Origin of the sequence: Krasilnikovia sp. MM14-A1259, assembly GCF_047159535.1 — a bacterium.
Lineage (GTDB): Bacteria > Actinomycetota > Actinomycetes > Mycobacteriales > Micromonosporaceae > Actinoplanes.
In genome coordinates this window covers 1348287-1368406 of record NZ_BAAGAJ010000002.1, presented here as the reverse complement: position 1 = coordinate 1368406, position 20120 = coordinate 1348287, and the positions used below count along the sequence as shown (strand labels likewise).

At 73.3% G+C, this 20120-nt stretch carries 16 protein-coding genes; 10 read left to right on the top strand and 6 right to left on the bottom strand.

Annotated features, from left to right (window positions below):
• The first annotated feature begins 126 nt into the window (after positions 1 to 126).
• Positions 127 to 1011 carry a TAXI family TRAP transporter solute-binding subunit gene (locus tag ACMCNK_RS05810; RefSeq protein WP_412740758.1) on the top strand — a complete coding sequence of 295 codons (885 nt, stop codon included), beginning with the start codon at positions 127 to 129 and terminating at the stop codon, positions 1009 to 1011.
• Here ACMCNK_RS05810 and ACMCNK_RS05805 read toward each other — a convergent pair.
• Both ACMCNK_RS05805 and ACMCNK_RS05800 read right to left on the bottom strand, forming a co-directional pair.
• Entirely contained in the window at positions 1001 to 2470 is a 1470-nt protein-coding gene (locus ACMCNK_RS05805; RefSeq protein WP_412735368.1) for an ATP-binding protein, read from the bottom strand. The genes ACMCNK_RS05810 and ACMCNK_RS05805 overlap by 11 nt on opposite strands.
• A 9-nt stretch (positions 2471 to 2479) precedes the next feature.
• Entirely contained in the window at positions 2480 to 3139 is a 660-nt protein-coding gene (locus ACMCNK_RS05800; protein ID WP_412740757.1) for a response regulator transcription factor, read from the bottom strand.
• A gap of 232 nt (positions 3140 to 3371) precedes the next feature.
• Between ACMCNK_RS05800 and ACMCNK_RS05795 the strand changes: the two genes are divergently transcribed.
• Positions 3372 to 5018, top strand: coding sequence for a phospholipase D-like domain-containing protein (locus ACMCNK_RS05795; protein ID WP_412735367.1), 1647 nt, complete (start codon positions 3372 to 3374; stop codon positions 5016 to 5018).
• A gap of 51 nt (positions 5019 to 5069) precedes the next feature.
• Here the strand turns inward: ACMCNK_RS05795 and katG are convergent, their stop codons facing one another.
• Both katG and ACMCNK_RS05785 read right to left on the bottom strand, forming a co-directional pair.
• Entirely contained in the window at positions 5070 to 7259 is a 2190-nt protein-coding gene (katG, locus tag ACMCNK_RS05790; RefSeq protein ID WP_412735366.1) for a catalase/peroxidase HPI, read from the bottom strand.
• Positions 7260 to 7326: 67 nt separating this feature from the next.
• Positions 7327 to 7746 carry a Fur family transcriptional regulator gene (locus ACMCNK_RS05785; RefSeq protein WP_412740756.1) on the bottom strand — a complete coding sequence of 140 codons (420 nt, stop codon included), beginning with the start codon at positions 7744 to 7746 and terminating at the stop codon, positions 7327 to 7329.
• 162 nt (positions 7747 to 7908) lie between these two features.
• On the opposite strand from ACMCNK_RS05785, the gene ACMCNK_RS05780 reads away from it, so the two are divergent.
• From ACMCNK_RS05780 to ACMCNK_RS05755, 6 genes are all read left to right on the top strand, one after another.
• On the top strand, positions 7909 to 8436 hold the full coding sequence (locus ACMCNK_RS05780) for a hotdog fold domain-containing protein (protein WP_412735365.1): 528 nt from the start codon (positions 7909 to 7911) through the stop codon (positions 8434 to 8436).
• Entirely contained in the window at positions 8408 to 9025 is a 618-nt protein-coding gene (locus tag ACMCNK_RS05775; protein ID WP_412735364.1) for a helix-turn-helix domain-containing protein, read from the top strand. Before ACMCNK_RS05780 ends, ACMCNK_RS05775 begins: the two co-directional genes overlap by 29 nt.
• A 184-nt stretch (positions 9026 to 9209) precedes the next feature.
• On the top strand, positions 9210 to 9485 hold the full coding sequence (locus tag ACMCNK_RS05770; protein WP_412735363.1) for a hypothetical protein: 276 nt from the start codon (positions 9210 to 9212) through the stop codon (positions 9483 to 9485).
• A 532-nt stretch (positions 9486 to 10017) separates the two neighbouring features.
• Positions 10018 to 11778 (top strand): phosphatidylglycerol lysyltransferase domain-containing protein, encoded by a 1761-nt coding sequence (locus ACMCNK_RS05765; protein ID WP_412735362.1) that lies wholly within the window; start codon positions 10018 to 10020, stop codon positions 11776 to 11778.
• Complete coding sequence (locus tag ACMCNK_RS05760) at positions 11769 to 12494, top strand: hypothetical protein (RefSeq protein ID WP_412735361.1); 726 nt, start codon at positions 11769 to 11771, stop codon at positions 12492 to 12494. The genes ACMCNK_RS05765 and ACMCNK_RS05760 overlap by 10 nt, the downstream gene beginning before the upstream one ends.
• A complete protein-coding gene (locus ACMCNK_RS05755; protein WP_412735360.1) occupies positions 12491 to 14176 on the top strand; it encodes an alpha/beta hydrolase-fold protein in 1686 nt (561 codons plus the stop codon). Before ACMCNK_RS05760 ends, ACMCNK_RS05755 begins: the two co-directional genes overlap by 4 nt.
• On the opposite strand, the gene ACMCNK_RS05750 is transcribed toward ACMCNK_RS05755, so the two are convergent.
• Complete coding sequence (locus ACMCNK_RS05750) at positions 14058 to 16196, bottom strand: ATP-binding protein (protein ID WP_412735359.1); 2139 nt, start codon at positions 16194 to 16196, stop codon at positions 14058 to 14060. The two genes, ACMCNK_RS05755 and ACMCNK_RS05750, sit on opposite strands and share 119 nt — an antisense overlap.
• Positions 16197 to 16342: 146 nt before the next feature.
• Complete coding sequence (locus ACMCNK_RS05745; RefSeq protein ID WP_412735358.1) at positions 16343 to 17326, bottom strand: CPBP family intramembrane glutamic endopeptidase; 984 nt, start codon at positions 17324 to 17326, stop codon at positions 16343 to 16345.
• An 85-nt stretch (positions 17327 to 17411) separates the two neighbouring features.
• Between ACMCNK_RS05745 and ACMCNK_RS05740 the strand changes: the two genes are divergently transcribed.
• Positions 17412 to 19454, top strand: a complete 2043-nt coding sequence (locus tag ACMCNK_RS05740) for a histidine kinase (protein ID WP_412735357.1) — start codon at positions 17412 to 17414, stop codon at positions 19452 to 19454.
• Positions 19439 to 20098, top strand: a complete 660-nt coding sequence (locus ACMCNK_RS05735) for a response regulator (RefSeq protein ID WP_412740755.1) — start codon at positions 19439 to 19441, stop codon at positions 20096 to 20098. Before ACMCNK_RS05740 ends, ACMCNK_RS05735 begins: the two co-directional genes overlap by 16 nt.
• Positions 20099 to 20120 lie beyond the last annotated feature (22 nt).

Here is a 20120-nt window from a genome sequence, read left to right as displayed (position 1 = left end):
CCGGGTTTTGAGAGAAACTTGCGCAGACTCCGACGCCGCGCAGTGGGGAAACGGGTGGCCTTCCAGAGCAGACCGCTGCGGACGCTGACCGCGTCGCGTCGCGCCGTGCTGACCGGTCTGGCCACGATGACGCTCACCGCCTGCGTGGGACGGACCCCGGAGAGTCGCCGCATTCGCATCGCGACCGGCAGCCCCAGCGGGGTCTACTACGCCATCGGCAGCGCCCTGGGCCGCCTCAGCACGCGGGAGCTCCCGGCGACCCAGGCCGACGTGATGGTGACCGCCGCGTCCGCCGAGAACGTCCGGTTGATCACCAGTAACCAGGCGGATGTCGGGTTCACCCAGGCCGACGTGCTGGTCTCCGGGGCCGGCTCGACCCCGGGGGTCGCCGCGCTGGCCCGGGTCTACGACGACCTGCTGCACCTGGTGGTCCGCGCGGACGGCCCGATCAAGACGCTGGAGGACCTCAAGGGCCGCACGGTGTCCGTCGGGGCACACGGCTCGGGCACGGCCGTCACCGTCGGGCGGCTGCTGGCCGTCGCCCAGATGTCCGAATCCGGCGTGATCGACCGGCGGGAACTGGGCCTCGACGACTCCCTGCAGGCGCTGTCGCGGTTCGAGATCGACGGGTTCTTCTTCTCCGGCGGGCTGCCGGTCGCGGGCATCAAGCAGCTCAACAGCCAGTCCAGATACCGGATCGTCGACCTGTCCAAGTGGGTCGGCGACCTGCGAAGCACCTACAGCGAGGTGTACGTGGTGCGCAGCGTGCCGATCTCGGCCTACCAGACCCCGCCCGTGGCCACGATCGCCGTACCGAACCTGCTGGTGGTGTCGTCCGCGATGCGCGAGGAGCTCGCGTTCGACCTGGCCCGGCTGCTGATGGAGCGCCGTGACGTGCTGGCGGCGGCGCATCCGGCGGCGGAACGGCTCGACATCCGCTCGGCGATCGCCACCGAGCCCGTTCCGCTGCACCCGGGCGCGGCGCGTTACTACCGGTCGGTCAAGCCGTGACCGCGCCGTCGCGTTCCGCCGCGACCGGGACCTCCGGGGCCGTCTGACCCCCGACGGGCTCGGCCACCGCCGCGGCCCGTTCGGCGGGGGAGGCCGCCGGGAACCAGATCCGCGCGGCCAGGCCGTGCGGCTGCACCGGGGCCAGCGCGAACCGTCCCCCGGACGCCTCGACCAGCACCATGACGATCGACAGGCCGAGGCCGGCGCCGTCGACGTTCTGCTTGTCGGGGGCGCGCCAGAACCGCTCCGTGGCCAGCCGGCACTGCTCCTCGGTCATCCCGGGCCCGTTGTCGCGTACGGTCACCTCGACCCCGCCGTCGCGCGACGCCACCTCGACCTCGACGCGGCCACCGGCCGGCGTGAATTTCAGCGCGTTGTCGATCAGGGCGTCCAGCGACTGGTCGAGGGCGGTCGCGACGAGCCGGGCGTACTGTGCCTCCTCCGGGACCAGGGTGACCAGGTCGATGTCGCGGCGTTCGGTCAGCGGAAGCCAGGCCACCCAGCGGTCCAGCGTGAGCGCCACGGCGTCGACCACCTCGACGCTGTGCCGGCCGCGCTCGGCCTGCGCCAGGGCCAGCAGCCCGTCCAGTACGTCCGCCAGCCGGTCGGTCTCGGCCAGCGTGATCTCGTGGTCCGCCCGCGCGTGGTCCTGCTCCATGTGCTCGCCCAGGTCCTCCAGGCGCAACCGCAGCACCGTGAGGGGATTGCGGAGCTGGTGGCTGGCGTGCGCGACGAACGAGCGCTGCCGTTCCAGCGCGTCGGCGACCGCGTCGGCCATCTCGTTGAACGTGGTCGACAGGCGGCGCAGCTCCGGCGGGCCCACCGCGGGCGGGACCCGGGCGTCGTTGTCGCCCGCCGCGATGTCGTGGGCCGCCGCGTCGAGCCGGGTCACCGGCCGCAGCACCCACCCGGCCAGCCGGTGGGCGGCGATGAAGCAGGCGACGACCGCGAGCAGGCCGACCAGGCTCAGCTCCAGCCACGTGGAGACGATGACACGGCGGTTGTGCCCGGTGGGGGAGGCGGTCAGCACGATGCCCAGCACCGCCCCGCCGTCACTGACCGGCACCGCGACCACCAGGTCGCGGCTGCTCCACGGCCACAAGGTGTTGGGGGTGCCGACCTCGCGGCCGGCGAGCGCGCCCCGCATCGCGGTCTCGGCGCTGTCCGTGTCCTCCAGCGGCGACCCGAACACGCTCAGCACCTGCTGGTCCTGGTCGACCAGCATCGTGCCCACGTCGTACAGCTCGTGGTAGCGGCGCATCTCGTCGATGAGCGACTCCAGCTCACCGGTCCGCATCGCCGGCGCCGCCAGGGACGCGAAGCGGGTCGCGTCGGCGAGCCGGTCCGCCTGGACGCGGTCGGTCTCCGAGTTGGTCAGCGACACCGCCAGCGGCACCTCCAGGGCGATGAGCACCATCGAGAGCAGCAGCAAGTAGATGATCATCAGTCGCCTGCGCACGCCGCCCCCTCAGCCGGTGTGCAGACGGTAGCCGACCCCGCGAACCGTCTGCACCAGGTCGGGGCGGCGCAGCTTGGCCCGCAGCGAGGCCACGTGCACCTCCAGCGTGTGCCGGCCGTTCCAGGTGGTCTGCCAGACGTCCAGCATGATCCGCTCGCGGGTCAACGCGACGCCCGGGCGGCGAGCCAGCGAGGCCAGGATGTCGAACTCCTTGCGGGTCAGCGTGACCGGTTCGGCATCCACCAGCACCGTACGGGCGGCGTGGTCGATCTGCAGCGGCCCCACCACGACGACCTCGCTGGGCGGCGGCCCCTGCCGGTCGGTACGCCGCAGCAGCGCCACGATGCGGGCCTGCAGCTCGGCCATCGAGAACGGCTTCACGACGTAGTCGTCCGCGCCCACCATCAGGCCGGTGACCCGGTCGCGTTCCTCCCCGCGCGCGGTCACCGCGATGATGCCCAGGTGCGCGTTGCGGGCCCGGAGGGCGCGGCACACGTCGACCCCGTCGCCGTCGGGCAGATTCAGGTCGAGCAGGACCAGGTCGCAGGGGGCGGCCGCGAGGGCGGCGGCGGCTGTCGCGGCGTGCTCGACCTCGTACCCCCGGCGCTGCAGCATCGAGGCCATCACCGCGGCAACCCGCAGATCGTCCTCCACCAGCAGTATCCGCATGTCCGCCCTATCGCCGGTCACCCACGTCGTCGTTCGGAGGACGAATCTATCCAGCCGACGGGCCGGACGGGGACCTGCGGGCGGGCCGCGCTGCGCACCCTAACAGCTGATGGTGGGCATTTGTCGCCACCTTGTGGGGGGCGCTACATCCCGCGGAGTCGATCGATGACCGTTTTTGGACCACCTGTACGGTCTGGCACCTCCCGTCACGATCAGCAGAGGAGCCCAGCCCGTGATCCCTCGCTCGCGCCGTCGCCGACGGCCCGCGGTGATCGGCGCGTCCGTACTCATCGCCCTGGCCGCCGCCGCGGCCGTCCCCGCCTCGTCGCTCACCGCCTGGGCCGGCCCGCAGACGGCCCCGGTCTCCGACGCCACCCCACACCTGGACGCGGTGGAGCAGGCCCTGACCCGGACCGCGCCCGCGCTGGCCGGCCCGGTGTGGCAGCGCACCGCGGGAAACCAGCTCGTCGACCCGGGCACCGGCACGGCCGGGGACGGCTGGGTACTGCAGACCCCCGGCTGCTGGGGCGACGCCGCGTGCGCGGACCGGGCGGGCAGCCGTCGGCTGCTGGCGGGGATGACCGCCACGATCGCCAGGGCGACCCGTACGGTCGACATCAGCTCGCTGGCCCCGCTGCCCAACGGCGCCTTCCAGGACGCCATCGTGGCCGGGCTCAAGTCCGCCGCGGCCCGGCACAAGCTGACCGTACGCATCCTGGTCGGCGCGGTTCCCGGGTACAGCCTGAACGTCGTGCCGTCGACGTACCGCAACGAGCTGAACTCGCGGCTCGGCGCGGACGCGGCGAACGTGTCGCTCAACGTCGCGTCCGTGACGACGTCGAAGACCGGGTTCTCCTGGAACCACTCGAAGATCCTGGTGGTCGACGGCAGCACCGCGATCGTCGGCGGCATCAACGACTGGAAGGACGACTACCTCGACACGACCCACCCGGTGACCGACATCGACATGGCGGTGGCCGGGCCCGCGGCCCGTGCCGCCGGCAACTACCTGGACACGCTGTGGGCGTGGACGTGCGGCCGCAAGTGGGACCCGGCGTACGTGTGGTTCGCCGCCTCGTCCGGGACGTCCTGCATGGCGTCGATGCAACACGACGCCGGCCCGGACCCGGTGCCCACGGCCGGCGACGTGCCCGTGCTGGCGGTCGGCGGCCTCGGCGTCGGCATCACGTCCGGTACCGGCTCCGGACCGCTGCCCGCCCCGCCCGCGGACGTGAAGTGCGGCGCGGCGTCGGCGCACGACTACACCAACACCGACGCGGCGTACGACGCGATCAACCCGGAGGAGACCGCGCTGCGTACGCTCATCGCCAGCGCGACCAGCCGGATCGACATCTCCCAGCAGGACCTCAACGGGGTGTGCCCGCCGCTGCCCCGCTACGACGTGCGGATCTACGACGCGCTCGCGGCCCGGCTGGCGGCCGGCGTCAAGGTGCGCATCGTGGTCAGCGACCCGCGCAACCACGGCGCGGTCGGCAGCGGGGGATACTCGCAGATCCGGTCGCTGGCCGAGATCAGCGACACGCTGCGCGCCCGGCTGGCACTGCTGACCGGTGACCAGCAGTCCGCGCGCACCGCGATGTGCCAGGGGCTGCAGCTCGCGCCGTTCCGCAGCAGCACTGCGGACACGTGGGCGGACGGCCACCCGTACGCGCTGCACCACAAGCTGGTGTCGGTCGACGGGTCGGCGTTCTACATCGGATCGAAGAACCTGTACCCGGCGTGGCTGCAGGACTTCGGCTACATCGTCGAGGACCGCACCGCCGCGGGTCAGCTCGCGGACAGCGTGCTGGAGCCGGAGTGGCGGTACTCGTCGGCGGGCGCGAGCGTGGACTACGCCCGGCAGATCTGCCCGCAGTGACTCGCCGGGCACCGTGCGAGCCGGAAAGGCTCGCACGGTGCCCGCACGGGGTCAGCCCTTGGGCAGGTCCAGGGTCATCACCTTCGCCCATGCGGCGGCGAAGTCGCGGACGAACTTCTCCTTCGCGTCGTCGCTGGCGTACACCTCGGCCAGCGCCCGCAGCACGGAGTTGGAGGCGAAGACGAGATCCGCGCGAGTGGCGGTCCACTTCACCTCGCCCGTACGCACGTCGCGGCCCTCGAACGTCTCCTCGTCGCCCTCGGCGGTCGCCGACCAGGTCGTGTCGAAGGCGAGCAGGTTGACGAAGAAGTCGTTGGTCAACGTCTGCGGCCGCCCGGTGAGTACGCCGTGGCGCGACTGCCCGGTGTTCGCGTTCAGCGCCCGCAGGCCGCCCACCAGCACGGTCATCTCCGGGGCGGTCAGGGTCAGCAGCTGTGCCCGGTCGACCAGCAGCTGCTCCGTGGGCCGCCGGTGCCCCTTGCCGAGGTAGTTGCGGAACCCGTCGTGGGTGGGCTCCAGCACGGCGAACGACTCCTCGTCGGTCTGCTCCTGCGTCGCGTCCGTGCGCCCCGCGGTGAACGGGACCGTGACGTCGAACCCGGCGTCGCGTGCGGCCCGCTCGATCGCCGCGCCGCCGCCGAGCACGATCAGGTCGGCCAGCGAGACCTGCGTCGCGCCCGCACCGGCGTTGAATTCCTGCCGGATCCCCTCCAGGGTGCGCAGCACCCGGGTGAGCTGGGCGGGGTCGTTGACCTCCCACTGGCTCTGCGGCGCCAGGCGGATGCGCGCCCCGTTGGCGCCGCCGCGCTTGTCCGTGCCCCGGAACGTGGCGGCCGAGGCCCACGCGGTGGCCACCAGCTCGGCGACCGACAGACCGGAGGCGAGGATGCTCTCCTTGAGCGCGGCGATCTGCGCCGCCCCGATCAGCTCGTGGGTCACCGGCGGCACCGGGTCCTGCCACAGCTGCGGCTCGGCCGGGACCTGCGGGCCCAGGTAACGCCAGATCGGGCCCATGTCGCGGTGGGTGAGCTTGAACCACGCCTTGGCGAACGCGGCCGCGAACTCCTGCGGGTTCTCGTAGAAGCGGCGCGAGATCTGCTCGTAGATCGGGTCGACCCGCAGCGCGAGGTCGGTGGTGAGCATCATCGGCGCGTGCTTCCTCGCCGGGTCGTGGGCGTCGGGCACCAGCTCGGCCGCGGCCGGGTCGGTGGGCTTCCACTGCTTGGCACCGGCCGGGCTGGTGGTCTGCTCCCACTCGAAGCTGAACAGCGTCTGGAAGTACGAGTTGTCCCACGTGGTCGGCGTCGGCGTCCAGGCGCCCTCGAGGCCACTGGTGATGGTGTCGCCGCCCTTGCCGGTGCCGTGGCTGTTCTTCCAGCCCAGGCCTACCTCCTCCAGCGGGGCGGCTTCGGGCTCGGGGCCGACGTGGGTGTCCGGCACGGCCGCGCCATGGGTCTTGCCGAACGTGTGCCCGCCGGCGATGAGCGCCACCGTCTCCTCGTCGTTCATCGCCATACGGCGGAACGTCTCGCGGATGTCGCGGGCCGCGGCGAGCGCGTCCGGGTTGCCGTTCGGGCCCTCCGGGTTCACGTAGATCAGGCCCATCTGCACCGCGCCGTACGGCTTGGCGAGCTCCCGGTCGCCGCTGTAGCGCTTGTCGCCCAGCCAGGTCTCCTCGGTGCCCCAGTTGATCTCCTCGGGCTCCCAGACGTCCTGCCGGCCGCCGCCGAAGCCGAACGTCTCGAACCCCATCGACTCCAGGGCGCAGTTGCCGGCCAGCACCATCAGGTCGGCCCACGAGATCTTCCGGCCGTACTTCTGCTTGACCGGCCACAGCAGGCGGCGCGCCTTGTCCAGGTTGGCGTTGTCCGGCCAGCTGTTGAGCGGTGCGAAACGCTGGTCGCCGGAGCCGGCGCCGCCGCGGCCGTCGCTGATGCGGTACGTGCCGGCGCTGTGCCACGCCATCCGGATGAACAGCGGCCCGTAATGGCCGTAGTCGGCGGGCCACCAGTCCTGGGACGTGGTCATCACGGTCTCGATGTCGGCCTTGAGGGCATCGAGGTCGAGGGTGTCGAACTCCGCGGCGTAGTCGAACTCGGCGCCCATCGGATCGCCCGCGGAAGGGTTCTGGTGCAGGACGCTCACATCCAGCTGGTTCGGCCACCAGTCCCGGTTCGACCTGGCCGTGGGCGGGCGCACCGGCGCCTCGCCCGAGATGAGGCCCTTGTTCTCACTTTCCACGTTGCTCTCCTTGGGAGTCGAGAAGCGGTGCCGGTCGTGTGGCTTGGACCGGGCGGATACGGGTGGATCAGGCTGCGGGGGCGGAGCAGGCGGGGCACAGGCCCCAGTAGACGACCTCGGCCTCGTCGATCGCGTAGCCGTGGTCGTCCGAGGCGGTCAGGCAGGGTGTGTCGCCGACGGCGCAGTCGACGTCGGCGATCTCGCCGCACGAGCGGCACACCACGTGGTGGTGGTTGTCCCCGACGCGGGACTCGTAGCGCGCCACGGAGCCGGCGGGCTCGATGCGGCGCACCAGCCGCGCGGTCGTCAGGGCGCGCAGTACGTCGTACACCGCCTGGGTGGAGACGTCGCCGAGGTCGCCGCGGACGGCGCGGATGATCGAGTCCGTGTCGGCGTGCGGGTGCTCGTGCACCGCGGTCAGCACCGCGAGGCGGGGCCGGGTGACGCGCAGGGCGGCGCCGCGCAGCAGGGCGTCGGCGTCGAACATCGGTGGCACCGTCCGAGTGTGGACCAGTTTTCTGGAATCAGTCAAGAAAGCGGTGGCGTTTTTCGTCCACGGATGTCTCGTGTGGCGACGGTCACCTGCAGTTCTGGAGCGGTTGCTCTATTATTTGCGGAACCCGCCCACAGCGAGTGAGAGGACACGCAGATGAGCGGCCCGACGAGTCAGCAACCCCCGGTGTTGAGCCTGTACCGGCGCCTGGCCGGCAGGCCCTTCGGCCGCCGGTTGTTCTCCCTGGCGGTCGCGTGGAAGGCGCCGTACTTCCGGTCGATCCGCGCGGTCTTCGTCGATCTGGCGCCGGGCCGCGGCGAGGTGGCCGCCCGCAAGCGGTGGGGGGTGCAGAACCACATCGGAACGTTCCACGCGATCGCCTGCTGCAACCTGGCCGAGCTCGCGGCCGGCACCACGATCGAGGTCACGGTCCCGGCCACCCACCGGTGGATCCCGAAGGGGATGACCGTGGCCTACCTCGCCAAGGCCGAGACCGACCTGCGCGCCGTCGCGGTCGTCGGCGACCTTTCCGGCCTGGCGGCCGACGAGTCCCGTGAGGTCGTCGTCGGCGTGGACGTCATCGACACCCGCGGCACGACCGTCGTGCACGCCGACATCGCGATGTGGGTCTCGCCCCGGCGGCGGAAGGTGGCCGATGCCCCGGCCGCGGGTCCACGCGCCTGAGGCCGTCCTCGACGCCGCGGAGGCGCTGCTGGTCGAACGAGGCCGTGCCAGCCTCACCGTCCGGGCGCTGGCGGAGCGGGCCGGGGTCGCCAACGGCAGCATCTACCACGCCTTCGGCTCGCTGGAGACCGTCGTCGGCAGCGCCTGGCAGCGCCGGGGCAGGCAGTTCCTGGACCTGCAGCGGGCCGCCATCGACAAGGCCCTGGCCGCGAGTGCCCGGCAGGCGGTGCTGGCCGCCGCCGACGCTCCGGCCCGGTTCGCCGACCAGCATCTGCAGGCGGCCCAACTCCTGGTGACGCTGCGCCGCGACGACGTCCTCACCGACGCGGTCGCCCCGGCGGTCGCCGACCAGCTGCGCGCCCTGGATGCTGCGCTGGTCGACACGCTGCGCCTGCTCGCCCGTGCCGTGTGGCACCGGGGCGACGGCGCCGCGGTCGACGTCATCACCACATGCGTGGTGCGTCTGCCCGGGGCGATGCTGTTCCCGGAGATCCGCACCCGGCCGGTCCGGCCGCACACCCGGACCCTGCTCGCCGCGGCCGTCGGCGCGGTCCTCGACTGCGGCCCACCCGCCGCGCCCCGTACCTGATCCAGGTCGGCCGTCCCGCCGCGCTGTCCGGCCACCGCGCGCTGCACCGCCCGCGGCGGTCCGTCGCCGTGCTGCACCGTGCGCGGTTGTCACTCGACGGAGCGGACGATTCGCCCGGAGCGGATGAGGCGCCGCGGTCCGGCGGGCGGCACGGTGAACGGGTCCGATGATCGGGAGGGGACCCATGACGAGCACCAGGGCGGAGTCACGCCACGTGCCCACCGCGACAGTTCTGCTGACCGGAGCCACGCTGACGGTAGTGGGCGGAATCATCGGCCTGGCCGGTGCGGCCCTGACCGCCGTGGCCGCGACCGTGGCCGTCCGGCGGCGGATGGAGCAGATGGAGACGCCGCCGAGTGAGCTGGCGCGCCGCCAGTGGCGCCGGGCGCGGACCGCCGTGAGTGCGGGCGCCGGCGCGTGGCGCGACGGGCAGATGCCCGACCCGCTCCGGATGTCCTGAACAACCCGCCGGGTCTCCGAGCCCGGCCCCAGACTCGCACGCCGGGACGCCACGTCCCGGCGTGCGAGTCGTTCCCGTTTCCCGCCCGCCTGCGCCGGCCGTCCACGACCCATCGCGGACCGTACGCCCGGTGAGGTCGCTGTGCCCGGCGCCCTTGATTGCAGAGCGTAACCAAAACCTGTGATCTTGCTCAAACTCGCGGCGTGACGTCCCCGCCGCCCCCAGGCCCGCGGCCAACCCATCTATCGTCGGCCCGATCCCTGCCGACAGGGCCGCACCGCAATTCACCAGATCCGATGCGTCACGCGCCGGAACCCACGCGCGCCCGGGTACGTCTATGCCCCGGGGTGGCTCCGGTTCGTCCGGGCGACGGTGTGACTGCGGTGCGTGTCCGTTCCTCGGCCGAAAGTCGCAGTTGCTTGCCTGAGGTCCCTACGCTCGGCCGACGTCACGGCACAACGGAACGACCAAGATGTTCAGGGCCATGGATGGGCAGGGAGCAATGTCAGCGATCGAACGAGGTGGTACGACCGTGACGGTGGACCAGGAGGCGGCGGTGCCGACGCAGCGCGAGGCGGCGGAGCGCCCCCGTAAGACCACGAGCCGCAGCCCGTGGCGCCCACCACCGTCGCGGACCGTGGTGGCGCGCAGCGTCCAGATCGTCGGCGTGTTCGACGCGGTGACGGCGATCCTGCCGTCCTGGCACGCGCGGATGGCCTCCCTGGCCGACCTCATGCCGACCGCCGGCATGGTCACCGCGCGGGCGGCCACCAGCGTCGTCGGCCTGCTCCTTGTCTACCTGGGCAGCGGGCTGCGCCGCGGCAAACGGCGCGCCTGGCAGCTGGCCACCGCGCTGTGCGCGCTCAGCGTGGTGCTGCACGTCGCCAAGGCGACGCCCGCGCCCGCACTGCCCGCCCTGGTGCTGTTCGGAGTGCTCATCGTCGAACGCGACCGCTTCTACGCCCGCGGCGACGTCCGCAACCGGTGGCGCGCCCTCGGCGTGTGCCTGGGCTTCCTCGGCGCGGGGCTGCTGCTCGGATTCGTCGAGATCGCGCTGCGTTCCGGCCAGCTGACCGTCCCTTCCGGACCCATGCGGTGGCTGGAGCACGCCGCCCTCGGCATGATCGGCATCACCGGCCCGCTGCGGTTCCGCCACGAACTCGCCAACACCACCGTCGACATCACCACCGGCGCGTTCGGACTGCTCGCCTTCGGCGCCGCCGCGCTGGTGCTGCTGCGCCCAGGGACCCGGCGCCCCCGCTGGGAGACCGGCGACGAGGAACAGGTCCGCGGCCTGCTGGACCGATACGGCAACGGTGACTCCCTGGGCTACTTCGCGCTGCGCCGCGACAAGCTGTTCATGTGGGCGCCCTCCCGCCAGGCCGTCGTGGCGTACCGCGTGGTCAACGGCGTCAGCCTCGCCTCCGGCGACCCGCTCGGCGTGCCCTCGGCGTGGCCCGAGGCGATCGCCGCCTGGCTCGCCGACTGCGACGCCAACGGCTGGACCCCGGCCGTGCTGGCCTGCGGCACCGCGGGTGGCAGCGCATACCGCAAATTCGGGCTGGACGCGCTGGAGCTGGGCGACGAGGCCATCCTCGACGTCACGGCGTTCAGCCTGCAGGGCCGGCCCATGCGTACGGTCCGGCAGGCCGTCGGACGCGCCAAGCGCGCCGGCTACACCTGCGAGGTCGTACGCCAGCGAGACGTCGACGCCGCCGTGCTGGCCGAGGTCCGTCAGTGCGCCGTGGCGTTCCGGGCCGGCGGCACCGAACGCGGCTTCTCGATGGCGCTGTCGCGGCTCGGTGACCCGGCCGACGACGACTGCCTGCTGGTCATCTGCCGCGACACCGACGGGAAGCTGCGCGGGCTGCTCCAGTTCGTCCCGTGGGGACGCAACGGGCTGTCGCTGGACCTCATGCGCGGCGACCGCACCGCCGAGAACGGGCTCACCGAACTGATGATCGTCAGCGCGGTGGAGGCATCCGCCGAGCTCGGCGTCAAGGAGATCTCGCTGAACTTCGCGGTGCTGCGTTCCATCATCGCCCGCGCCGAGCAGCTCGGCGCAGGACCCGTCGTGCGCATCTGGGCGCGACTGCTGCGGGCCATGTCCGGGGTGTGGCAGATCGAGTCGCTGTACCGGGCCAACGCCAAGTACCAGCCGAACTGGCAACCCCGGTTCCTGTGCTTCCCGTCCGCCCGTGACCTGCCCCGGATCGCGGTCGCCGCGCTCAGCGCGGAAGCCTTCCTCCCCTCCGGTACCCGACGCCCCGCGGAGCCCGACACGTGCGACTGACCGGAATTCCCCTCATCCTGCTCGCCGGAACCGCCACACTTCTCGCCGCCGCCGGCACGGTGTTCGCCTGGTCGCGCGGCGGGCGCCTGCGGCGGCTGCTCACCCGTACCGTCGGTCTCACGCTCATGGAAGCGCTGCTGGTCGCGACGATCGGGCTTGCCTTCAACCGCGACCAGTCGTTCTACCCGAGCTGGGACGCGCTGACCGGAGGCAGCGGCGCGCCCCCCAGCGCCGCGGCCGTCGACACGCCCGAAGGTAAACCGTCGCCCGGCACCGGCCAGTTCGCGCCGGTGGCCCAAGCGTGGCACCTGACCGAGCAGCCCGCCCTCATCACCCCGGCCGGCTACGCGACCCGTCCCGACACCACGTACCCGGTCATCGTCGTGCTCAGCACCCCGGCACACCTGGCCGACGTACGTGCCGCGGCGCAGCACCTGCCCGGCGTGGTGACGGTCGCGCTCACGCCCACCGCGGCCACCTCCGCCGCCCTGCTGGCGGGGCTGCCGGCGCAGCTGCGCAAGGCGGCCCGGGTCACCGACCACAACTGGGCCGTCGTCGCCGACCCGCAGTACCGGGCGCTGGGCAACCAGATGCGCGGCGCCGACCGCCGCTTCGGATCCGCACTCGGCATCACCGGCGTCAAGGGCTGGGCAGCCGCCCTCTCCGCCGCGGCCAACGACCTTCCGGTGCCGCTGGCGCTGCCGCTGAAGCCATGAACATCGACGATCCGGTCCTCGTCGTGCTCGGTGTGGCCGCCGTGCTGGCGACCACGCTCGGCCTGGCGTTCCTGTGGGACCGCCGCGGCATCATCATCCGGTCCCTCATGGCCACGACGATCGTGCTGGCGCTGGCCGCCACGTGCGCGGTGCAGCTCAACCAGCTCACCTCGACGTACCCGTCGTGGGAGGCCCTGTTCGGCACGACGTCGGCCAATGCCGGCGCCGATCTGGGGGGCGGCGGGGATGCGCCGCGCCCCGGCGGGGGGCGGCTGCTCAGCGTCTCCGTGCAGGGGAAGTCGAGCGGGCTGACCATGCCGATGGCGGTGTACCTGCCCGCCGCGTACGACACCCCGGACGGGGCGTCACGCCGCTTCCCGGTGATCGAGGCGTTCCACGGATACCCGGGCTCGCCGCGTACCTGGATCGACAAGCTGAACGTGCTGTCGCGGCTGGACAAGGAGATGGCGGACGGGCGCATGGCGCCGACCGTCGTGCTGTTCCCGTACCTGACGCCCCAGCACTTCCTCGACACCGAATGCACGAACATGGTCGGCGGGCCGCAGGCCGAAACGTTCCTCACCACGGACGTGCCGGCGTACGCGGCCGCCCACCTGCGGGTGCGCACCGATCGCGCCGGATGGGGGGCGATGGGCTTCTCGGCCGGCGGCTTCTGCGCGATGAACCTCGGGCTGAAGCACCCCGACCGGTACGCCGCCGCGGTGTCGATGTCCGGCGACGCGGCCTCCGGCATCAAGGTCGGCGACGGCAGCGAGAACACCACCAACAACGTGGCGTGGCGGCTGCGCAACCTGCCCCAGCCGACCCTGTCCCTGTACGTCGTGTGGTCCGCCGACGACAAGGCCCGCACCGGTTCGCGCGAGGTCGTACGCCTGGCAAAGCCCCCGATGACGGTGACCGCGGTCGAGTTGCCGCACGGCGGGCACAATCACGCGTTCTGGCGGCGTACGGAGGGGCCGGCGTTCGACTGGCTGTCGGCCCGGCTCGCCCGCGACCTGCCCGACACGGGCCGGCGCGCGTGCGCGGCGCCCGGCAAACCGGGCGCGGCCGGTAAGCCGGGCGACGCCGGGAAGCCTGGCGCGGCCGGTACGTGCCCGGATGCCCTGCCGGGCTGCACGCTCGCGGGGACGGCGGGCGGGGCGAATCCGTGCCCCCCGGATTGTGTGACGGCAAAGCCGGGAGCGGGGAAGCCAGGCGCCGGGAAGCCGGCTGGCGGAGAGCCGGGATCGGACGAGCCAGGCGACGGGAAACCAGGCGCGGGGAAGCCACACTCGGGGAAGCCCCACGCCGGGAAGCCGGCCGGCGGAGAGCCGGGATCGGACAAACCAGACGCCGGGACACCAGACGCCGGGAAGCCTGTGAGCGGAGAGCCGGGAACAGGGAAACCTGGAGCCGGGAAGCCGGGAGCGGGAGAACCAGGACCGGGCAAGCCAGGACCGGGCAAGCCAGGAGCCGCCGGGAAGCCCGGGGCCGGGAAGCCGGGCGCGGCCAGCGCCTGCGCGTCCGGTGGCCTGTGGCTGCCCGAGCCCCCGGCGTCCAAGGTCACGCCGCGACCAGGGGACCCGTCAGCTCCACCGCCGGGGACACCCGGCCAAACGGCGACCGACCCGTCTCAGCCACCTTCCGTAGCGCCGGAGCCTGCTCGGCCGCCGGCAGGGTGAACACGAAGCGCGAGCCGCCACCGGGGTTGTCGTCGGCGACGATGGTGCCGCCGTGGCGGCTGACGATGCGGTGGCAGATGGCCAGGCCGAGGCCCGTACCCGTGTAGCCGGCGCCGGTGTGGGCGCGGTGGAAGTTGTCGAAGATGGCCTCGTGCTGTCCGGCGGGGATGCCGATGCCGTGGTCCGCGACGGTGACCTGCACCGCGCCACCGACGCGGGTGCTGGTGACCCGTACGTACGGCCGGGCATCCGGTGCCGTGTACTTGATGGCGTTGCCGATGAGGTTCTCCAGCAGCTGCCGGACCGCGCCGGGGTCGGCGTACACCGGGTGCAGGCGGCCCAGCGCCACCTGCGGCGCCGGGCGGCCCGCGCCGGTCGCGGCGTCGGCGCGGCCGGCGGCGACGTCGGCGACCATCGCCCCCAGGTCGACCCGGGCAGGGTGGAGGTCGGCGTCCCGGGCCGCCGTGTAGGCGAGCAGGTCGTTGATGAGCCCGCGCATGCGCACCGCGGCGCGCGACACCCGGGCGAGACCGTCGCGGGCCTCGTCGATCGCGGGCTCCTCGGCGTCCAGCGCGTCGGTGGCCGCCTCGGTCCAGCCCTCGACCGTGGTCAGCGGGCTCTGCAGGTCGTGGGCGACGACACCGGCGAAACTGGCCAGCTGGTCGCGGCGGCGGTGCTCCGCGGTCACCTCGTGGTAGAGCACGACCGCGCTACGGGTGCCGTACCCGTCCGGCAGGGCGGTGGCGCTGACCCGGAAGACCCGCGAGTCACGGCCGCCCGCCTCACGGACCAGCAGGTCCACGGGGTCGATCCGGCCGTGCGCCAGGGCACGCACGTTCGGCAGATCCGCGTCGGCAATCGGAGTGCCGTCGAGGTGGTGCAGCCGGGCGCGCACCTCGGCGGCGGTGAGCGGGCCCGTGGGCCGTTCGAGCAGGCGCACGGCCGCGGGGTTGTTGAACAGCACCTGACCGTGCGCGTCGACCACGGCGAGCCCGTCGGCCATCGAGTCGATGATCGCGCTGGTCAGGGCGGCCTGCCGGGCCTGCTCCTGCTGCTGGGCGAACAGCCTGGCCAGCAGCGCGGACCGCTCGTCGCGGCCCAGCGCCAGCGCCAGCCCCACGGCCGCGATCAGGACCACGTAAACCTGGGCGAACAGGGCCCGCACGTGCGGGTCGACGATGGACGCCATCGGGCCGATTCCGTGCAGCGTGAACAGCACCGTGGCGGTGCCGAACGTCAGGTGGTGCAGCACCACGAAACTGGTGCGCAGCCGCATCGCCGCCCACACCGTCACCGCGATCAGCGGGAACGCCAGCGGCAGCCCGTGGTCGAAGACGAAACCGAGCAGGTACGCGGCGACCGAGCACACCAGCACGGCCAGGTACTCGCCGAGGCGCCAGGCGGGGATCGCGCGCACCGCCCGGCCCGTGGCGTGCCACCATCCGGCGGGTGAGCCGTACCGGGCGCGGAAGCCGGCGACCGCCGGGCCGAACCACAACCCGCACGTGCCCAGCACGAACATTCCGGCGACCTGGCGGGCGATCCAGTACGCCACCTGCAGCCAGGACATGTGCCCGGTGACCAGCCACAGGCTGCCGAGCCCGATCGCCGAGCCGACGAGTGACGCGACGACCGTCATGCCCAGCACACATGCCAGCTCGCGGGACGTCGACAGGCGGCCGTCGCCGCCGGCACCCCACAGGTGGGGCCGGCGACGCCCCAGCAGCCACACGAACGCCGCGGTCTGGGCCAGGTTCGCAAGGGCCAGCCCCGCGCCCAGCACCGGGCCGCAGCCGGCGGCCACGTTCACCGTCAGCACGATCGCGGTCAGGGCGATCACGTCGGTCCACCGGATCGCGGAACGGCGTTGTGCGCAGAACCACACCACCGCCACGCCGGCTGCGGGCCACACCAGCGCGAGCCGGCTGTCGCCCATGATGGTCATCCGGCCGGCGATCGTCGCGGCCGCGTACAGGGTGGCGAACACCGCGGTACGGGCAAGCGAGGTGCGCACGCTCATCGGACTGCTCCTAGATCCGGAGACTGGACGCGCCCGGGACGATGGTCCCTGGTCACGTCACGGCGCGTCACCGGCCGGACGGCGGTGGCACACCGGTGCCCACTCCGGTTCCCCCCGAGCACCAACGTTTCGATCGGCAGGGCGGCTCAGCCGCTGAGCGCCGACCCGCCGACCATGATCGCTTCGGGCGTGCCCGGAGGCGTACGGGCGGCCTCCGCCGCGGGCAGCGGGGCCGTGAGCGTGGTCACGCCGCGTCGCCGGGCCAGCCACCCGATCACCGCGGCGTACCCGAGCAGCACGGGCAGGTCGATGACGACGTACTGCCAGGACATGTCGGCCGCGGTCTGGTCCATGCCGAGATCGCCGAACGCCGCCGACAGCAGCGTGCCGAGCAGGTTGTTCGCGAGGTGCAGCGCGATGGCCGCCTCCAGGCCGCCCGTGCGTACAGTCAGCCAGCCCGCGATCAGCCCGAACGCGGTCAGATCGGCGAACCCCCACGGGGTACCCCAGCCGTGCAGGGCGGCGAAGACGAGGGCCTGCACGGCGATCGGCAGCCACGGGCGGCGGCACCACGCGCCGAGCCCCTGCAGCAGCCAGCCCCGGGTCAGGTACTCCTCGGCGGCTGCCTGCGGCGGCACCACCACCAGCAGCACCAGTGTCGACGCCACGAGCGAGCCCCAGCCGGCCAGGTCGCCGCCCGGCCCGCCGGACCCGCCGGTCGCCGCGTCGACGAACATGCCGGCGGCGAGGAAGATGCCGATCGCGGCGCCGGCGACCGCCAGGCAGGTCACCAGCCAGCGCATCCGCAGCCGCCCGGTCACCGACGACAGGGTTCCGGCCGGGCGGTTCTGGATCCACCGGGCGGCGAGCAAGACAGCCGGTAGCAGCGCCGCGACTGTCAGGAATTCCAGGGCCAGGTCGGCGCGCGGGCCGAAGCTGGGCAAACCCTGCGCGTCGTCCGGCCGCCCGGCGATCGCGGCCGCCGCGGTGACGGCCAGGTAACCGCCGATGCCCAGTGCGCCGCCGCCGACGACGATGAAACCCGTGCCCAGCACCGTACGCCACCAGCGGCTCGCGGGCGTGCGAGCGAGGCGATGATACGGGCTCAGCGGCTCCGCAACAGACAGCATGCGGGAAGTCTGTCGGCCGGGGCTCCGTCCCAGAATCCGCCATCGGCCGGAGATCGAAGTCTGCCCGAGGTTATAGGTTCGCTGCGTGACGAAGACCTGGGTGCTGCCCGCGGTGCTGTGCGCCGGTCAGCTCGCGCTGTGGCCCGGTGCGGCGATCGGCTCCGCGCCGGCGGTCGCGGTGACCGCCACGGTGGTGCTGGTCGCGGCGGCGCTGGGCCTGCGGCGTACCCGTCCGGTCGTGGCCGTGGTCGTGGTGGCGGCCGGGCTCACGCTGGCGACCTGGGTGGTTCCGGCCGGGCAGCAGGCGTTCGTCCCGGGTGACGCGCTGCTGGTGATCTCCGTGGCGGATCTCGTGGCGTTGTTCAGCGTGGCCGCGCGCCGGTCCGCGCGTACGACGGCGCTGGTCCTGGCCGCGCTGGTGGTGTGGCAGGCCGCGCTGACCGTCTGGGAGGACGGCCTGACCGGCGACACCCCGTTCGACCTGGTGACGATGATCGGCATGTACGGCATGGTCGCCGCGTTCGGCCGGATCCGCGGCCGGTGGACCAGCCAGCGTGCGGCGGCGGCGCGGCGCCTGGCGGATGCCGAACGGGCCCGCCGCGACGCGGCCGACGCCGAGCGACGGCGCCTCGCGCGTGAGCTGCACGATGTGACCGCGCATCACCTGACCTCGATCGTCGTCAACGCGTCGGCCGCGCGGATGCTGCAGGACACCCGGCCCGAGCTGTCCGCGCAGGCGCTGGAGTTCGCCGCCCGCACCGGTCACGACACGCTCGCCGCGTTGCGCCGCCTGGTGACGATCATGCCGTTGGCGGCGGAGGACGACGCGCTCCCCGGGCTGGCCGATCTGGCCGACGACTTCCGGCAGCTCGGCCAGGTGATGACCGTCGATGTTCCGGCCGTCGATCTGCCGCCGCCGCTGGCCGCGGCGGTCCACGGCATCGCGCGGGAGGCGCTGACGAACACGCTGCGGTACGCGCCCGGCGGCACGGTCCGGCTGCGCCTGTCGCAGACCGGCGAGCACATCGAGCTGGTCGTCGACGACGACGGTCCCGGCTGGACCGCGACGGAAGTGGCCACCGGGCTGGGTGGCGGGCGCGGATTGAGCGGGATGCGGGATCGGGCGGCGGCGCTCGGCGGCGCGTTAACCGCGGGGCCCCGCCAGGGCCGCGGGTGGCGGGTCCGGGCGGTGTTCCCGCCGCCGGGCGGCCCGCATCGCCGGGCCGGGTCACGCCCGGCGGGCGGCTCGCACCACAGGGCCGGTCTGCGATGGCTGCGTGCCGGGCTGCGCAGCCAGGCCGTGCTCGACGCCGGGCTGGTGTTCCTCGCCGTGATGCTGCCGCTGACCGGACTGGCCGTCGGCGTCGACGAGGACGGCCTGTCCCGTGCGGTCGCGACCCTGATCCTGCTGGCGCTGCTCGCCCACGCGGTGCCGCTGCTGTGGCGGCGCAGCCGTCCGTGGTGGGTGCTCGGTGCGGTGACGGTCACCGCCTGGCTGGCGCCGCTGCTGTCCGTCACCACGGCGATACCGGCCGCCGGTGGCTGGCCGTTCCTGTTCGGCGGGGGAGCGGAACTTGCTGCGGTGTACGCGGTCGCCGCCTGGGGCAGCCGTCCGCGCCTGACGTGGCTCGCCCCGGTCGCCGCCGTGGTGTCCACCGCGCCGGCGTTGGCGGTGCTGGTCGTGGTCGGCACCGCCGACGATCCGCAGGGGCCGGGCGCCGACGCGGGCACCGCGGACGGTGCGGCGACGATGATGGTGCAGTTCGCCGTGACGGCGCTGCTGTTCGGCGGGTTCCTCGCGGTCCCGGCGGCGGCGAGCTGGCTTGCGGGCTGGGTGGCCCGGCGCCGGCGGTCGCGGCGGCGCGCCCGGGAGGAGGGCGGGGTCGCGGTCGCGATGGCGCAGGCCGCGCTGCGGGCGCGGGACGAGCGTGCCAGGATCGCGGCCGGGCTGCGCGACGCCGTGCTGCACCACACCGCCGCGGTACCGCGGGCCGCCGAGAACGCGGACCTCGACGCGGTGCTGGGCTCGGCCCGTCAGGCGCTGGCCGCGATGCGCGGCCTGCTCGACGGCCTGGGGCGAGGCGCGGCGGCACCGGAGGAGGAGGTGACACCATCGGGATCCGCGTGATGGTTGTCGACGATCAGGTGATGGTCCGGGCCGGGCTGGTCGCGATCGTCGGCGCGCAGGCCGACCTGGACGTGGTCGGCGAGGCGGGAGACGGCGGTTCCGCCTTGGACGTGGCGGCCCGCGCCGAGCCCGACGTCGTGCTGATGGACATCCGGATGCCCGGAATGGACGGATTGACCACGACTGCGCGGCTGACCGCCGGGCCGCAGCCACCGCGGGTGCTGGTGTTGACCACGTTCCACCAGGACGCGTACGTGTTCCAGGCGTTGCGGGCCGGGGCGTCGGGGTTCCTGCTCAAGGACGCCGAGCCCGAGGAACTGGTCGCGGCGATCCGCGTGGTCGCGTCCGGGGAGGCGATGCTCAGCCCGGTGGTGACCCGTCGGCTGATCGACGCGTTCGCCACGGGGGCGCTGACCGCGGCGCCGGGCGCCGACCCGCGCCTGGACGCGCTGACCCCTCGCGAACGTGACGTGCTGATCCACCTCGCGCAGGGCCGGTCGAACGCGGAGATCGGTGCGGCTCTGGGCATCGCCACCGGCACGGTGAAGGCACACGTGTACGCGCTGCTGCCCAAGCTCGGCGTCCGTGACCGCGTCCAGGCCACGATCGCCGCGTACGACCTGGGCCTGGTCCGGCCCCGTTGACCCGCGCGCTTCGGCCCGCTGA